At 38.1% G+C, this 15,920-nt stretch carries 16 protein-coding genes; 8 read left to right on the top strand and 8 right to left on the bottom strand.

Features of this window, described 5'->3' with window-relative positions:
* Nucleotides 1-27: 27 nt before the first annotated feature.
* Both MM239_RS15285 and MM239_RS15280 read right to left on the bottom strand, forming a co-directional pair.
* Nucleotides 28-1,686: an alpha-L-fucosidase gene (locus MM239_RS15285; RefSeq protein ID WP_241349125.1), complete on the bottom strand. Its 1,659-nt coding sequence runs from the start codon at nucleotides 1,684-1,686 to the stop codon at nucleotides 28-30.
* Nucleotides 1,676-2,062 (bottom strand): L-rhamnose mutarotase, encoded by a 387-nt coding sequence (locus MM239_RS15280; RefSeq protein WP_241349124.1) that lies wholly within the window; start codon nucleotides 2,060-2,062, stop codon nucleotides 1,676-1,678. Before MM239_RS15280 ends, MM239_RS15285 begins: the two co-directional genes overlap by 11 nt.
* 461 nt (nucleotides 2,063-2,523) lie before the next feature.
* Here MM239_RS15280 and MM239_RS15275 point away from each other — a divergent pair, with 461 nt between their 5' ends.
* Nucleotides 2,524-3,531, top strand: a complete 1,008-nt coding sequence (locus MM239_RS15275) for a LacI family DNA-binding transcriptional regulator (RefSeq protein WP_241349123.1) — start codon at nucleotides 2,524-2,526, stop codon at nucleotides 3,529-3,531.
* Between the two features lie 299 nt (nucleotides 3,532-3,830).
* On the opposite strand, the gene MM239_RS15270 is transcribed toward MM239_RS15275, so the two are convergent.
* Genes MM239_RS15270 through MM239_RS15260 form a run of 3 tightly spaced genes read right to left on the bottom strand, consistent with a single transcriptional unit; the run spans nucleotide 3,831 to nucleotide 5,177 of the window.
* The gene (locus MM239_RS15270) at nucleotides 3,831-4,430 is read right to left on the bottom strand and encodes a dihydrofolate reductase family protein (RefSeq protein ID WP_241349122.1); all 600 of its coding nucleotides are present in this window, start codon (nucleotides 4,428-4,430) and stop codon (nucleotides 3,831-3,833) included.
* The gene (locus tag MM239_RS15265; RefSeq protein ID WP_241349121.1) at nucleotides 4,427-4,774 is read right to left on the bottom strand and encodes an iron chaperone; all 348 of its coding nucleotides are present in this window, start codon (nucleotides 4,772-4,774) and stop codon (nucleotides 4,427-4,429) included. The genes MM239_RS15270 and MM239_RS15265 overlap by 4 nt, the downstream gene beginning before the upstream one ends.
* Nucleotides 4,775-4,778: 4 nt before the next feature.
* Nucleotides 4,779-5,177, bottom strand: coding sequence for a DUF1801 domain-containing protein (locus MM239_RS15260; protein ID WP_241349120.1), 399 nt, complete (start codon nucleotides 5,175-5,177; stop codon nucleotides 4,779-4,781).
* 220 nt (nucleotides 5,178-5,397) lie between these two features.
* Here MM239_RS15260 and MM239_RS15255 point away from each other — a divergent pair, with 220 nt between their 5' ends.
* The 6 genes from MM239_RS15255 to MM239_RS15230 all read left to right on the top strand — a co-directional run bounded on the left by MM239_RS15255 (nucleotide 5,398) and on the right by MM239_RS15230 (nucleotide 11,169).
* A complete protein-coding gene (locus MM239_RS15255) occupies nucleotides 5,398-6,063 on the top strand; it encodes a heme exporter protein CcmB (protein WP_241349119.1) in 666 nt (221 codons plus the stop codon).
* Between the two features lie 388 nt (nucleotides 6,064-6,451).
* A complete protein-coding gene (gene ccsA, locus MM239_RS15250; RefSeq protein ID WP_241349118.1) occupies nucleotides 6,452-7,132 on the top strand; it encodes a cytochrome c biogenesis protein CcsA in 681 nt (226 codons plus the stop codon).
* Nucleotides 7,129-7,377 carry a CcmD family protein gene (locus MM239_RS15245; RefSeq protein WP_241349117.1) on the top strand — a complete coding sequence of 83 codons (249 nt, stop codon included), beginning with the start codon at nucleotides 7,129-7,131 and terminating at the stop codon, nucleotides 7,375-7,377. Before ccsA (MM239_RS15250) ends, MM239_RS15245 begins: the two co-directional genes overlap by 4 nt.
* A gap of 24 nt (nucleotides 7,378-7,401) precedes the next feature.
* Nucleotides 7,402-7,818, top strand: a complete 417-nt coding sequence (locus tag MM239_RS15240) for a cytochrome c maturation protein CcmE domain-containing protein (protein ID WP_241349116.1) — start codon at nucleotides 7,402-7,404, stop codon at nucleotides 7,816-7,818.
* Nucleotides 7,819-7,837: 19 nt separating this feature from the next.
* The gene (gene ccsA, locus MM239_RS15235) at nucleotides 7,838-10,366 is read left to right on the top strand and encodes a cytochrome c biogenesis protein CcsA (protein ID WP_241349115.1); all 2,529 of its coding nucleotides are present in this window, start codon (nucleotides 7,838-7,840) and stop codon (nucleotides 10,364-10,366) included.
* Nucleotides 10,367-10,392: 26 nt separating this feature from the next.
* Complete coding sequence (locus MM239_RS15230) at nucleotides 10,393-11,169, top strand: Rossmann-like and DUF2520 domain-containing protein (protein WP_241349114.1); 777 nt, start codon at nucleotides 10,393-10,395, stop codon at nucleotides 11,167-11,169.
* Nucleotides 11,170-11,309: 140 nt separating this feature from the next.
* Here MM239_RS15230 and MM239_RS15225 read toward each other — a convergent pair whose 3' ends face one another.
* The 3 genes from MM239_RS15225 to MM239_RS15215 form a co-directional block, all read right to left on the bottom strand.
* Nucleotides 11,310-12,164, bottom strand: coding sequence for a pirin family protein (locus tag MM239_RS15225; protein WP_241349113.1), 855 nt, complete (start codon nucleotides 12,162-12,164; stop codon nucleotides 11,310-11,312).
* A 130-nt stretch (nucleotides 12,165-12,294) separates the two neighbouring features.
* A complete protein-coding gene (locus tag MM239_RS15220) occupies nucleotides 12,295-13,296 on the bottom strand; it encodes an acyl-ACP desaturase (RefSeq protein ID WP_241349112.1) in 1,002 nt (333 codons plus the stop codon).
* A 128-nt stretch (nucleotides 13,297-13,424) separates the two neighbouring features.
* Nucleotides 13,425-14,309 (bottom strand): NHL repeat-containing protein, encoded by an 885-nt coding sequence (locus MM239_RS15215; RefSeq protein WP_241349111.1) that lies wholly within the window; start codon nucleotides 14,307-14,309, stop codon nucleotides 13,425-13,427.
* 180 nt (nucleotides 14,310-14,489) lie between these two features.
* On the opposite strand from MM239_RS15215, the gene MM239_RS15210 reads away from it, so the two are divergent.
* Complete coding sequence (locus tag MM239_RS15210; RefSeq protein ID WP_241349110.1) at nucleotides 14,490-15,728, top strand: dipeptidase; 1,239 nt, start codon at nucleotides 14,490-14,492, stop codon at nucleotides 15,726-15,728.
* The last annotated feature ends 192 nt before the right edge of the window (nucleotides 15,729-15,920 follow it).

Raw genomic sequence — 15,920 nt, 5'->3', positions numbered from 1 at the left:
CAAAATCGCAAATGGAATTCTTGAGATTTATTTTTGATAGATCTTATAAACCAAGGCAACCTCATTTGGAGCTGTGTTTGGCTTTTCAACAGTAAGATGATCATTCTCAACTTTCCATTTTACTTTTTCATTGCTTCCTAAAAGCTCAATCTTTTTAATTTTTAGAGCATTTTCTGAAGACTTGCCAAGGTTTTTGATTTTTATGGATTGCTCTGGTATGCCAAATATACTTGCGTATAAGATTTTACCTTTTTGATTAAACCTGATGTCATTTGATCCAAACTTGATCTTACCTTCATTGAATCCTTGTGCACTGATTGGATTTGATGTTTCTACGGCTGGGCCTTCACCGTAGACTAACCATGGTCTAGTTTCAAAGATACTTTCTCCATTCACTTCCATCCAGTCACCGATTTGATTGACGATTTTAATTTCTTTGTCGTCTAGAGTTCCATCGCCCTTGATTGGAACACTTAGCAATAGGTTACCATTTTTGCTTACGATATCTATGAGCGTGTGGACTACGTCCTTGGCGGACTTGTACCTGTCATTTTTATAATAGTCTTCGCTATAGTGCCAATTGCCAATACATGTACATGTCTGCCAGGGCAGCTCTTGAATTTCATTTGGTGCACCTCTTTCTACATCCCATACCAAGCTTTTCTTTTGTTCGTCCGTAAGTATTTTACCAAATAGCACTGCATTCAGTTTTCCATCATTTAGCTTCATATTCTGATTGTAGTAATGAGCTGCTATTTTGAGTCCAGCATCTGAGACAGGATATAGTGGCAGAGCAGTGTCATCAAAGTAAATGAGGTCAGGGTTGAATTTGTTGATCAAATCGATGGTTCGATTGTAGAAGTTTTCACTGTATGCTACAGATGGTAGTGAAGCACCATTTTTCCAATCCCACTGCCCATGAATGGTAGCTATATCATTGGCTTCTTCACTCAAGGAGTGATCTTGAGCATATAGTGCCTGCGGGTCAAGTCCTTCCCACCAAGTACCTTTGCCATCATCTTTGGTCAGTGTTCCATCATAAGAGACGCCTTTCAGTGGACCCTCATGATCCGATTGCTGGGCAGTCTCATACCATAGCCAGGCATGAGCTGAATGTACACTTAGTCCAAGCGGCAAGTCATTGTTTTTTGCTGCTTGTGCCCAACGCTCAATGATGTCAGTTTTTGGGCCAAGGTTGACACTGTTCCACTCTTGATATTTGCTGTCCCAAAGATCCATATTGTCATGATGGTTGGCCATGGCAAAGAAATATTGTGCCCCTGCTCTTTTGTATAAGGCTACAAGTTTTTCAGGGTCCCAATTTTCGGCTTTCCAGTTGCGAATGATGTCTTTGAAGCCGAATTGGGAAGGGTGTCCATAATTTTCTACATGCCAATTGTAGACTCTGCTTCCTTGCTTATACATTTCACGGCCATACCAATCACCTTGGCCAGGTTCGCATTGAGGTCCCCAGTGCGCCCATATTCCAAATTTAGCATTTCTATACCATTCAGGGACTTCGTAATTGCTTAAGGATTCCCAATTTGCTTCAAATTTTCCAGTCAGTTGCTGTTCATTGTTTGAGCCAATTGGTGCGTGGAAAGCTTTTTGTGCGTATGTTTTTAAATTTAGTGTTGTAGCTATTATGATGCTAAACACTAAGCGAATCGAAGGATTATTTTTCATGATTTGAAGTGGTTTGATTTTCATTTTGGGTTTTGTATTTGTTCTTAGATAAGTGAAAGATCCTTTTCATCAAAGTCCATTTTTCACCATGTTTTGCCCATGGAAGTGGGGTTTGAAATTGATTCATTAAAGATTCCCATTCTTGTACTTTATTGTTGGAAGCGTCCATTTGGGCTTTTTTTGAGAAACTAAAGTCTGATTCGGTTTCGATAACCATGATGAGCCGATTGCCTGTTCTGAAAATTTCCATTGAGATTATACCCGCTTCAAAAATACTTTGGCGGATTTCGGGCCAGGAATCCTTATGCCACTCTTCATAGGCTGCAATGAGTTTTGGATCATCTTTTAGATCAGTTGCGAGATAGTGTCTGTTCATTCTGGGTTTGAATAGGTTTGGGATAAGTAATGTTAAGATAAAATCTATTGCTTTTCCAGTCAAACGTTTGTTTTGGTGATTGTATAGTACTATTGAGTTTTGATAAAAAGTTTGTCCAACAAAGACGCTTGTAAATGATTTTGTTCTTACCTAAAATCTGCCGACCGTTCAGGTTTTTATTGTCTACTAATCAGTTACTAGGAATAATCGAGTGGAATCTGTAAGGTCTATTGTCATTATAAATCAACCAATTATAATGTTTTTTTTTACGGATTTTGGATTTTAAGTTAAATGAACTAATTATTTCCGAAAATTGAAGATTTACAAGCTTCGAATTGATGCATAAGCTTCAAAGTTGAGGTGCGAAGCTCTACTATTGGTCTTTAGATTAAGTGTGAAATTCTACCTGTTGTAGTAGTATAGGTCAATTTTATAAAGAAATTTCTTAACTTGAGTACGCAATGAGTTTGTACAAGAAAAGAGTAAATATTAGAGATTTAGCCAAAATCTTGGGAGTAACACCTTCTACGATTTCTAGGGCTCTTAATGGACATGAAAGCATCAGTGACTCCAGAAAGGATCAGATTGTGCAATTGGCAAAAGAATTGGGTTACAGACCTAATCAAATAGCCAAGAGTATGGTCTCTAACAAAACTTTTACGATTGGTTTACTTCTTCCTGAGTTTACCCACAATTACTTTAATAACATTCTTGCAGGTATCGAAAGTGTATCTTTTCATAAGGGTTATCAACTTTTTATCTGTACTTCAGATGAACTCAAAGAGAAGGAGGAAAAGTCATGTATGGCTTTTTTAAATACCAGAGTCGATGGTGTTTTGGCTGCGGTAGGGAATGATTCGGATGATTTGAGTCATTTTGAGACAGTCATAGAAGACGGGACACCTTTGGTACTTCTTGATAGAATTTGTGAAGACTTGAATACTTCCTACGTAGTCACTGACGACTTTCAAGGATCATTGGATGCTGTTCAGTATTTAGTTCAAACGGGTTGTAAGCAAATCCTACACATTAAGGGGCCTGAATATATCTCCACTAGTTTCAATAGGTACTTGGGATATTTGGAAGGGTTGAAGAAAAACGGCTTGAGCTTAGAAGAAGATATGATCTTGTTGGGGGAGGATGAGGATTTTGAAAAAAAGCTACAGCGAATCTTAGATACTAATGATGTAGATGGAATTTTTGCTTTTAGCGATTATTACGCATATGATGCTATCAAAGTATTGCAAAAACGAGGAATTAGCATTCCTGATCAGATTTCTGTCATCGGCTATGCTGATGAGCCTATAGCGCAATATATTAGCCCACAACTTTCTACAGTAAAGCAACCCGCTTTTGAAATTGGCAAGCATGCGGCTGAAATTCTTTTCAAAATGATCGAAGATAAAAACTCTACAATCATGTCCAAACAATTGGCAACAACTTTGATCATCAGGGAATCAACTAAGTAGGATCTGCTTAAATACTCAAAACCAGTTGGTAATGTATGGGTTATTTACCTAGTCATTGATCTTGGAGAGGGTTTTTCTGCAAATGAACACAAAACTCTTGCAGTATTTTGACTTGGTTGTGTTAGCCAGCTTCATGCAATCTACTTCGTTGGTTTCATTTCGCAGTATATTTATTCATCTGCACTTCTCCAACCCATATCTTACTCAAATCGGACTTTTTCAGCAGATCCTAAGTAGTTTCTGATATACAGGGAACTATATTTCATTACCTTCAATTTGCTTCCACCTAAATTATAATTTCAAATTGCCCAGAAATCTTCTTTTTTGGTGATCGTATAATCTAATGAAATTACCCCGTTCTGAAATTGATAAATTGAATTGAGAGAAAGTAATTGCATTGTTTCAAACTCATTGAATAGGGATATACCTTGTCCTAAAACAATGGGGTTTAAGAATAACCAAAACCCATCAATCAAATTCAACTCCATAAGGGTTTGGGTCGCTTGTGGGCTTCCAAAAAGGAGAATTTCATTACTATTTTGATTGATGGAGGATTTTATTTCTTTTACTTGTTCAGAAATATTGTCCGTGATAATGTTGGTATTCGGAAGCGATGCTTCTTTCATTGTTGAAGAAAGGACTAATTTATGCGTATTATTATACCATTTGGAATGCACTTTTTCATGGTTGGTAGCATTTGGTCTTGAACCAGCCTTTGGCCAGTAGTTCTCCATTATCTCAAATGTCTTGCGTCCATACATTGCTGTGTTTGTCTTGCCGACACGTTGACTTACAAACTTAAAAATCTCTTGATCCAGTTTTACCCAACTGAGACTCCCTTTTGAGTCCGACACAAATCCATCTAATGAAATGTGCATAAATGATATGATTTTTCTCATTTGAATTTTAGATTTTCTTCAAAACGAAATTTTACCATCTGCTCAATCAACCCATACGGGATCTCTTGGTCAAGAGGAAATTGTACAGAGCCTTTCCCTTGTTTGTATTTTGATAAAGAATCTTTGAACTTCTCATGTCCCGTAGGTGTAGCATAAAATCCAATATGGTGCTTGAATGCTGCATAATACACGAGAGGTTTTCCACAGGTTTTATAAGCTGGCATGCCATAAGCTATTGACTCCAATGCTTCAGGAGCTTGAAGCAAAACAATCTCTCTGATTTTTAAAAGTATTGATTTCACAGGATCCGCAAATCCATCAATATATTCATTTACATCTTTCATACTGTCATCCTTTCAATTTCAATAATTCTCCTTTTCGCTTCACTAAATTTTTATAATCCCATTGAATCTCTTTTGATTTTGAGAGCCACCTTTCTAAATCCGCCATATCGATTTGAGATACATTGATATAAAAAATTGAAGCATCTTTGAATTTCTTGCCCAAAATATTGAGCTTATCTTCCTCAAAATCTGCCCCACTCCAAAACATCAACCTAACTCCAGGTTTTTGTATGCTGTAACCGACTGTAGGGTTGCCATCTAAAAACCAAACAGGATGCCTATGCCAAATTTTACTTTCTGATTCAGGCAAACACCTGCCCACAATTTCTGAAATTGCATTACAAATCTCCGTGTATTCTTTTTTTTGTAAATTGTTGTATGCCTGAATCTCCGGGTTTATCATAAGTAGGTGGTTCTATTTTTACAATTGTCAATGTATAATATAACATTAAGCTAAATAGAGAAAAACGGAGTATTTATGTTTCATATTCTCAAATGTATCTATAATTGAGCTCATTGAAGCCGTGCAAATACGACAATCTCTCAGGTGATTTGCGACAAGAAATTCCTTACTTTTTTTGATTACCATGATGATCTCCTCTTCATGTGTTAACTTTGCCTCCATGCTAAAGCAAATAAATACCCTTATCATCAAAGAACTCACTTTGGAGTGGAGGCAAAAGTATGCCTTGAACGGGATACTTTTGTATGTGGTATCGGCGGTGTTTATTACCTACTTGAGCGTAGGTGCAAAGCAAGGAAACATCGGGGTGCCTACATGGAATGCTTTGTATTGGATCATCATTTTGTTTTCAGCGGTCAATGCAGTTGCTAAGAGTTTTGTGCAGGAGCATCAAGGAAGACAGTTATACTATTACATGATTGCATCCCCAGAGTCGATTATCATTTCCAAAATGATATACAATTCAATTTTGACCTTAGTATTGGCTTTGTTAGGCTACTTTGTATTCTCTATCATTCTAGGTAATCCCGTTCAGGATCAAGGGCTGTTTTTGCTGAATTTGGTTTTAGGATCACTGGGGTTTTCAGCATGCCTTACGATGGTTTCTGCTATTGCTTCCAAAGCAAGCAACAATGCGACACTGATGGCTATATTAAGTTTCCCAATAATCATCCCCATACTTCTCATGGCTATAAGGGTGTCAAAAAATGCAATAGATGGCCTAGACTGGAGTGTCAGTATAGATAAGATCATTACCCTTATGGCTATCAATGCAATCATTTCTGCTACCTCCTATATTCTGTTTCCATACTTGTGGAGGAGCTAGTATTGAGGGCTTGAGGGTGGCTTATTTCCGAATAAAACCTCATAAGTATTTAGTACTATAGAATTTCATGGAACTAAATAAGGTTTCGGGCAATTTTATCCACTTAATTTTTAAACTTTTCAAAAGTGCTGCGGTCAGGGATGTGTTCCTTTTTCAAAGTATTCCGTTATACAATTGACTCAAATATCTCACAAAAATGGCAAGAATCAGGAAGTTATACCTTATTTTTGCACTCGAAAAGTGCAGGGCAGGTTACACGAAATCGAGTCAGTTTGCTGTGTGAATACGTGACCAAAGCTTTTCAATTGAATATGAATTCTGGTCTAGGGTTAGTCTCGATGCTTGCTTGAGGTAGACCATCAGATCAATGAAAGACAAATTATAACAGATGAAATTTAGCTGGTGGAAAATTTTGACCATAGTCTTGTTGGCCTATACCATCATTGGGGGGCTAGTTATGGATGTTCCCCGACTACCCATACTTAACGAAACGATCAGAGCCTTATATTTCCATGTCACCATGTGGTTTGGAATGATCATTATGCTTGTCGTAGCGGTAGTCTACAGCATCAAATACCTTCGAACCAACGACCTCAGACACGACGACATTGCTATAGAATTTACCAATGCAGCCATACTTTTTGGTGTATTGGGAATAGTCACTGGTATGCTATGGGCGAAATTTACTTGGGGAGATTACTGGAGTGGAGATCCTAAGCAAAACGCTTCGGCGATAGGTATATTGATGTATTTTGCCTATCTGATCCTCCGCAATTCCCTCACGGATGTGCAGCAAAGGGCCAGAATAGGAGCCGTTTACAATATTTTTGCATTTGCAGCATTTATTCCATTGATTTTTGTTTTGCCAAGACTCACCGATAGCCTTCATCCAGGCAACGGAGGGAATCCAGGCTTCAATGCCTATGATATGGATAGCAATCTAAGGATGGTATTCTATCCAGCGATCATTGGATGGACACTTTTAGGTACATGGATGAGCATCGTGAGGGTAAGGGTAAAGAGAATAGAGAGAAGAATAGAAGATAAATTGATAAATCAAGTATCATGAAGAAGTTAATAATAATCTTGTTTTTCTTGGTCAGCTTGCAAGGTATGGCTCAGGAGAAAATAGCAATCACGGAGGAAGATTATGAAAACTCAAGCATAGAAATGGCTGATGTGATGAGATCCGAAGGGAAAATTTATGTATTGGTTGGGATAATAGGGATTGTTTTTGGAGGAATCTTGGTTTACATCATTGGTACTGATCGAAGGGTTGCGAGATTAGAGAAATTGGTACAAGAAGAGAAGTAAGTTTAAATTAAGAACATTTTCATTATGAAAAAGGGACATATATTAGGCCTTGGGATCATTGCGATCGCCATAGTGATCATCATCTCCATGCTAGGTGATGCGAGTACATACGAAAGCTTTGCCACAGCTAAAGCAATGAAAGCCAAAGGTGAAGACAAAGCAATTCACGTAGTAGGTCAACTTAAAAAAGGTGAATCTGGAAATGTAGAAGGAATTGAGGTCAATGAAGACAAGACATCTTTTTACTTTTTGATGGTGGACAATGATGGTACAGAACAGCGTGTGTTTTACAATGAACCTGTACCAGCTGATTTTCATAGATCAGAGCAAGTAGTCGTGATAGGTGGCTACAAGAATGAAGAGATATTCATGGCTGACAAAATCTTGATGAAATGTCCTTCCAAGTATCAAGAAAATGAAGTGAGCACTGCGGGAATGTAAATTTGAAAATTTAGAAGTTATGATGAATACCTTTGTGGGTAATTTAGGTCATATGGCCACTATTCTTGCTTTTGTAAGTGCGGTGCTGACGGCCTTTTCTTATTATAAATATTATCAAGCAAATGAGCTTGAGAAGTCCAATTGGAGAAATTTTAGTCGCGTGATGTTTTACATTCACTCCGTAGCTTCGGTGACTATAGCAATATCGCTTTTTGAAATAATTTACAATCACAGGTTCGAGTATTTTTATGCCTATTCTCACTCTTCCTCTGCACTACCGGTTCACTACATGATTTCTAGTTTTTGGGAGGGACAAGAAGGAGCATTTATCCTTTGGATCTTCTGGAATGTCGTACTTGGCTTGGTCGTGATACATACCAATAAAGCTTGGGAAGGTCCAGTAATGATAGTTTTTGCTTTAGTTCAAGCTTTTTTGGTTTCTATGATATTGGGAGTAGTGATTGGAGATTTGAAGATTGGTAGTTCTCCATTTATTTTATTGCGAGATGCTGTTTCGGCTCCGATCTTCCAGATCAACCCTGATTTTGTTCCAGAAGATGGGACAGGGTTGAACCCGCTACTACAAAACATTTGGATGGTTATTCATCCTCCGACATTGTTCTTGGGTTATGCAAGTACTTTGGTTCCATTTGCATTTCTTATGGCTGGCTTAGCTACGAAGCGATATTCCGAATGGATTCGCCCTACCTTGCCATGGGCTATATTCTCTGCCATGATTTTAGGTATGGGAATCATTATGGGTGCTTATTGGGCATATGTTACCTTAAACTTTGGTGGGTATTGGAACTGGGATCCAGTAGAGAATGCCGTCTATGTACCATGGTTGATATTGGTGGCGGGTATACACACCATGATTACATACAAGAAAAGTGCTACAGCACTGAAGACCTCCATTGTACTCGTAATTTCCTCTTTTATCCTTGTGCTTTATGCTACATTTTTGGTAAGAAGTGGAGTCTTAGGTGATTCGTCTGTTCACTCTTTTACTGACTTGGGTTTGTCAGGTCAATTGTTGATATACATGCTATTCTTTTTGGCAATGGCTATTTTCTTTGCCGTAAGGTCTTGGAAATATATACCAACTTCAGAGAAGGAAGCTTCAGTCTATTCAAGAGAGTTTTGGATTTTCATAGGTGCTACTACCTTGGGGCTAATGGCTTTTCAAGTAATCCTACCGACGTCAATACCCGTTTGGAATTCAATTGTTGAAAGTTTTGGAGGCATATCAAATATGGCACCTCCAGCCGATCAAGTAGGTTTCTATACCAAGTTTCAGTTGTGGTTTGCCGTTGTCCTAGCTTTATTGACAGCTGTGGGTCAGTTTTTTTGGTGGAAAAAGATGGATGCCAAGACATTGAAAGAGACACTAGTCACTCCATATGTCATTTCTGTATTGCTTTCTGCTGGTATTATTGTGCTGGGTAAGGTATATAACTTAAGCTATATGGTTGTGGTTATGGCAGGTACATTTACAATCGTGGCCAATGCTACAATCTTGAGTAAGTTGCTCAAAAAGTCTACATTCAAGCTTGCAGGAGGCTCTTTGGCTCATATTGGCTTAGGGATGATTTTGATCGGAGTGATGTTTTCATCTGGATATTCTGAAGTTATTTCTCAAAACATGTCAGGATTGACCTATAGAAATGATTTCGAAGATGAAGTGAACAAGGAACATGCCTTGCTATGGATCAATAAACCTACTCAAATCAAAGAATATACAGCAATCTATAGAGGAAGACAGAAGAAAGTAGTTGGCGTACCAGGGCTTGTCAATGCTAAACTTCTCAAACCGACGGAGCAAGTCAATCAAGCAATAGCTTTGGTAGACATTGTAGTCAATGATAAGACCTATTATAGAGAGGGTGAGTTTGTAGATATCGTTTTGGAAGAAAATGATTACTTCAAGATTGATTATTATCAAGATGATGAATTCAAGTTTTCTCTGAGTCCAATGGCGCAATACAATTCTTCCATGGGATTGCTTTCATCACCAGATTCGAGAAGATTTATTGATAAAGATCTCTACACTTTCGTGTCGGTAATAAGTGATCTCGAAGATCCAGAATGGAGAGAAGATGAAACTTACGAAGTGTCTCCAGGGGAGATGGTCCACATCTCAGACATGGTTACCAAGTTAGAAAGTGCAGATGTGGTTACAGAACTGGATGGCATGCAGCTTTTTGATGGAGATGTAGCAGTGAAGGCGAGGCTTGTTGTGCAAGATTATGATGTAGAGAAAGTCCTTGAGCCAGTATTTATCATTAGAAATAATCAAGTTGGAAGAATTCCAGTGATTGATCATGAGCTTGGTGTAAAGGTAGAACTAACCAATATCGTACCCGAAGAGAACAAGTTCATCTTTACAGTCAACAGGACGCAAAAAGATTATGTAGTACTAAAGGCAATGGTGAAGCCACAAATCAATATCTTGTGGGCAGGTACCATTATCATGCTGATAGGGTTCTGTGTAGCGATATACAGAAGGTATGATGAGTTTTCGAAGATGCGAGATAAGGGAGTGGAATAGTAAAGTTATATTCTTTATCTTTCAGGATGAACTATAAGATAGCTGTGCTTGGTACTGGAAATGTGGCTACCCACTTGGTACCTGCACTTGAGCAAGCTGGACATACTGTCACTGAAGTATATGGCAGAGATATATTGGCTGCATCCAAAGTCTGTGACAAAGTGTATGTAGCTGAAGCCAAAGATGATCTTGATTTTTCGGAAAGTGAGGCAAGGCTTTTTATTTTGGCAGTAAGTGATAGTGCTATTTCGGAGATTGCCGATGAGATCATTTTGCCTGAGGATAGTATTTTAGTCCATACTTCTGGCACTATTCCATTGAGTATATTGGGATATAGCTCAGCATCCTATACTGGTATCCTTTATCCATTACAGACTTTTTCCAAAGGTAGAGAAATAGATTTTGATGATGTGCCATTTCTAGTGGAATCCGAAGATCAGGAAACATTACAACATTTAAAAAAAGTAGCCAAAAGCTTGTCAAACCAAGTTTATGTAGTCAAGTCCAAAGATAGATTGGCACTCCATGTAGCGGCTGTTTTTGCTAGTAACTTCACCAATCATATGCTTAGGCTATCTGAGGAGATCATGGGAAGGCAAGGGTTGGATTTCGAAATGCTAAAACCACTTATTATTGAATCGATAAGCAAAAGCCTAGATATCGGGGCAAAACGCGCTCAAACTGGCCCCGCAATCCGCGGAGATTATAGTACCCTTGATAATCATTTTCAATTCTTGAATTACAACGAGCAAGTAGCTGAAATATATCGGCTGATTTCTCAGGATATCATTGATGTGAATTGATGAAGCATATTTGCTTCAAATCTTGTCTTTGTAGGTATGGAAGATATTGCTCATACTAAAAATAATAAAACCATTGAAGCATGATTAATCTTCAATGGTTTTCATTTTTTTAAGCTTCACTGATTCACTTGAAATTACAATTAGTGATTCCAAGTACCGAATTTCCCAGCTTGGTAATCTTGATATGCCTGCATGATCTCTTGCTGTGTGTTCATCACAAATGGTCCTTGTGCTACCATTGGCTCATTGAGTGGTAAGGCATGGCCAAGGATGATGATGGCGTCTTCTGAAGCCTCTACAGTCAAAGAGTCCCCGTCTTGATTGAATTCTACGAGATTTCTATAAGTTATAACTTCTCCATTTACCTTGACTGAGCCTTTCACAACATAGAAAAAGATGTTTTCATCTTGGGGGATATTTTTGGTAAATCTTCCACCAGCATTCATGTGTATGGTACTCATGGTAATGGGAGATAGTGTTTTGAACGAACCTTTTTTCTCTTCCCATTCACCAGCTATCAGCTGCACATTAATTTTGCCTTCGTCGAGTTTGAAGTTTGTAATTTCATCTTTTTGAAGACCCAAATACCTTGGCTTGGTCATTTTATGCTTTGCTGGAAGGTTGACCCACAGTTGCAAAATCTCCAAGTCACCACCTTCTTTTTTGAATTTATCAGAACTTACTTCAGCATGTATCAATCCGCTCCCTGCGGTCATCCATTGTATGCCTCCAGCTTCGATCACTGACTCATGTCCACCAGAATCTTTGTGCATGATATCGCCTTCAAGGATAAATGTCACTGTTTCCATTCCTCTGTGAGGATGAGGGCCAAATGGCAGCCCCTGGTTGTTTTTAGGGTAAGTTTGGTGACCATGATGATTCAAGAATATGAATGGGTCAATTTGGGAAAGTTTTGCTGATGGTAATGGGTTGAAAGTAATAAGGTCAGCGATTGGGTGATATGAAGCAGCATGTATGTTTTTGATCGTTCTCATAGCTTGTAATTAATGTATATACATGTAATGCTAAATTTTGCCATTTTGTTCCTTCAAGGACAAAAAAAATACCGATGAGATTCACCGGTATTTTATCGATATTGATATGTATCTTGAGTAAGCTTAGAGGTTATTTAAGCCAAGCCAACTGAATTTCATCTGGTGCTTTCATTCTATCTGCCAATCTCATGTATCTGTCTGAAAGGTTTGAAAGGTAATCCTGTGCTTTGGCAGCCATGTCGTTAAGTCCTGTGAGGGATTCAATCTTCCACAGCTTCACCAAATGGTCAATGATTCTTGCATAATCCCAGCCTGTGTAAACACCGATCTTTTGAGTAATAGCTGAGAACTGATCAAACAAAGTAGGGTTAGGTCCTCCTTTGCCCATAAGAACAGCTGGCATTACGATCTGCTTACGCATCATTTTTTCAAATGCCAGTATCGCCCCATTTGGATCGATATTGAATATTTCAGACATGAAAGATTTGTATGCTTTCTCGTGCCTTGCTTCGTCACCTGCTATCGTTTTACAGATTCTTGACAATACATCATCACCAGCCTTATCAGCAAGTTTACCTGTATTTACGTGAGATATCTTAGTAGCTCTTTCTTGGAATGAAGTGTAGATAATTGCCTGATACGGATCTTTTTCTGATTTCGGATCAAAACCATTGTATATCAGTCTGTGGATAGTTTGCTCTACTTTTTTCATATCAGCTCGTGCCGATAAGTAAAGGTATTTGTTGAGCAGGTCACCGTGTCTGTTTTCTTCAGCAGTCCAAGCCTTTGACCATCTTACCCAGCCTGAAGGGCTTAGAAGGTTGCCTTCTGGATTGATGCCTTCTAGTAAGTTGAAGTAGGTCTGGTAGCTAGGCAAAGCCTCTTCTGTGATCATATTTCCGATAAGAGAAGTGATGATCGTATCTGGGATGCCAGCAGCTCTTTCTTGAAGCAATTTGACTTGATCAAACGCATCAGGAGCACTCATATCTGGCAAGAAGTCAGTGGGCTGCCAACATTCATCCGGATCTACCAGAGTATTGTCCACAGCATGCCCAACAAAGTCATCAAGTTGACTGATAACTTCTAAGTTTTTTTCTAATTCGTAATTGATATGTTCTGACTTGTTCATAGTAAATCTTGTTTTCCTTTGACAATACAATGCATTAACACTTTGCCAATGAGAAATCCCCTATAAAGATACGGACATTCTACTGATTTGAAATAAGGAAAACCAGATTTCTAATTTGAGTTTCCTGATTAATAGGATAATTGGTAGGCAACGACCTTATTTTTGAAGAACGTAGGTACCAAAAGAATATTTTCTTCAGGGATATAATCTATATCAGCAGTATTGGATTCTTCGCTTTTCGTATCTAAGATGAGTGTCTCTTTACCGTCTCTGATAAGATAGATTTCTCCTTGCCATCTACTAGCAATGAATGTATGGTCATCAATAATGATCAGTCCATCTCCGCCAGTTACCACATCATTGATCATTTCGAACTCACCGTCTTCATCGTACTTTTTCAGTCCTTTACCATCTAGACCATACAATGTTCCGTCAGGAGACACTCTTAGACCATTGATATTTGCTTGACCTGTGGCAAAATCGAAAATTTCTCCATTGAGTAAATAATGAATTTTGCCGTTCTCCATATCAGAGAAGTAGATTTTATCATTATGTACGTCAATGTCATTGAGAAACTTGGCTCCTTCGACCTTATGTCTATTGAGAATCTTGGCTTCTTCAATATCTATTTCTACGATTTCATCAATATTAGTAACATAAAGCTTGCCATTACTGATTCCCATTCCTTTTGGAGCATCTATTCCAGTGATCCAGTCCTTTTCAACGACATTACCTTCTTTATCAATGATGCTAATGAATCCTTTTCCATCCTTCTCATTTGGACTACCGTCAATATTTGAAACATATATTTTTCCACTTTTTTCATCATACAGTGTAGATTCATTGGTGGTTAATACGTCGTCAGTTTTCCAAAGTAGGGTGAGAGAGGGTGAAATCTCTTCAAGTTCGTTCTCATTAGTATCTTCTTTGACTGTTTCTACTGATCCTCCACTGCATGCCCAGAAGGTCATCAAAGCAAAAAGAGACAAATAGGTGATTGCATTTTTTTTCATGTTGGTTTGTGTTTTGGTGATTTAGGTAAGATTTGTTTAGTTTATTTCAGTTGTTGGTCAGTATTTTGACCGTGTATTTGATTTTAGTTGTTTTATACCATAAATATAACCGTTTATAAATCTTAAGGTTTTGATATTTTGAATATTCATTAAATTGATAATCTATAAAAATTTATCAACATGAAGAAAATTCTATCAATCGCTCTAGGAGCCACATTGGCTTTGGCATGTAGTGAAGAACCTCAAGAGGTCGATTATACTCAACTCAGTGATGAAGAAAGACTAGAGGTGGCAAAAGAGATTGCCCAAAGTACCATTATAGTGGATGGTCACATGGATTTGCCTTTTCGGATGTATAATCTTGGGAACACCATGAATGGGGATGTGTATGATTTTATAAACAGGCAAGAATCTGGAAATATTGATTATGTAAGAGCTAAAGAAGGCGGAATGGACGCACCATTTATGGCAATCTATATTCCAGCTGGCTATCAGGAGCGAGGAGGAGCAAAAGCTTTGGCTGATACCTTAATAATGATGGTAGAAAGAATGGCTACGACCTGGCCTGATAAGTTAGCATTAGCCAAATCTGTAGAAGATATAGAAAATAATTTCAAGAATGGACTTTTATCACTCCCTATGGGTATAGAGAATGCAGCTGCAATCGAGGATGATATCAATAATGTGGAGTATTTCTACAACAAAGGAATCCGATACATGACACTTACACATGGAAAAGATAACCTGGTAGGTGATTCTTCATATGATGATGCGGAAACTCATGGAGGATTGAGTGAATTTGGTAAAGAAGTGGTCGCAGAGATGAATAGACTGGGTATGATTATAGATGTGTCTCACATCACAGATAAGACATTTTTTGATGTGGCTGAACATAGTAAAGCACCGATTGTAGCTACTCACAGCTCTGCAAGAAATTTCACACCAGGTTTTGAAAGAAACGTTTCAGACGATATCATCAAGAAAATAGCAGAGAAGGACGGTTTAGTCATGATTACTTTTGGAGGTAGTTTTGTAGATCAAGCATTCTCTGATAAAAATACAGCCAATAGAGCGCATGTTACAGCGTGGCTTGAAGAGCAAGGCCTTACTAGAAGAGATACAGCTGCGCAAGCTTATATCGAAAAATATATGGCTGACAATAGACCTTCTGTACATGTGTCGAAGGTAGCAGAACACATAGATTATGTAGTAAAGCTTGTTGGAGTTGATTATGTAGGATTGGGATCAGACTTTGATGGAGTAGGTGATACGCTTCCGGAAGGACTGAAAGATGCATCAATGTATCCAAATCTGATCGCTGAACTATTGAAGCTTGGATATTCGAAAGAAGATATTGAGAAAATATGTAGCAAGAATTTCTTCAGGGTTTGGAAATCAATCGAAGCTGTAGCAAAATAGCATAAGATAACGATGAGTCTTAAAAAAAGCCTTAGATATCTAAGGCTTTTTTTAGTATTAAAGGTTTTTGATTCAATGTCGTTTAGTTAAGGATTAAATTGGTTTATAATTCATATAATGAGGTTTTTTTGGCTTTTTGAGCCTGGGTAGCTTTCTACCTGGTCTTTCAACTTCCCGAGTTTTGTAGACTAA

It is taken from the genome of Belliella filtrata (assembly GCF_022549775.1).
GTDB lineage: Bacteria > Bacteroidota > Bacteroidia > Cytophagales > Cyclobacteriaceae > Belliella > Belliella filtrata.
The sequence above is the reverse complement of the archived record's forward strand: the minus strand, read 5'-3'. Positions and strand labels throughout refer to the sequence as shown.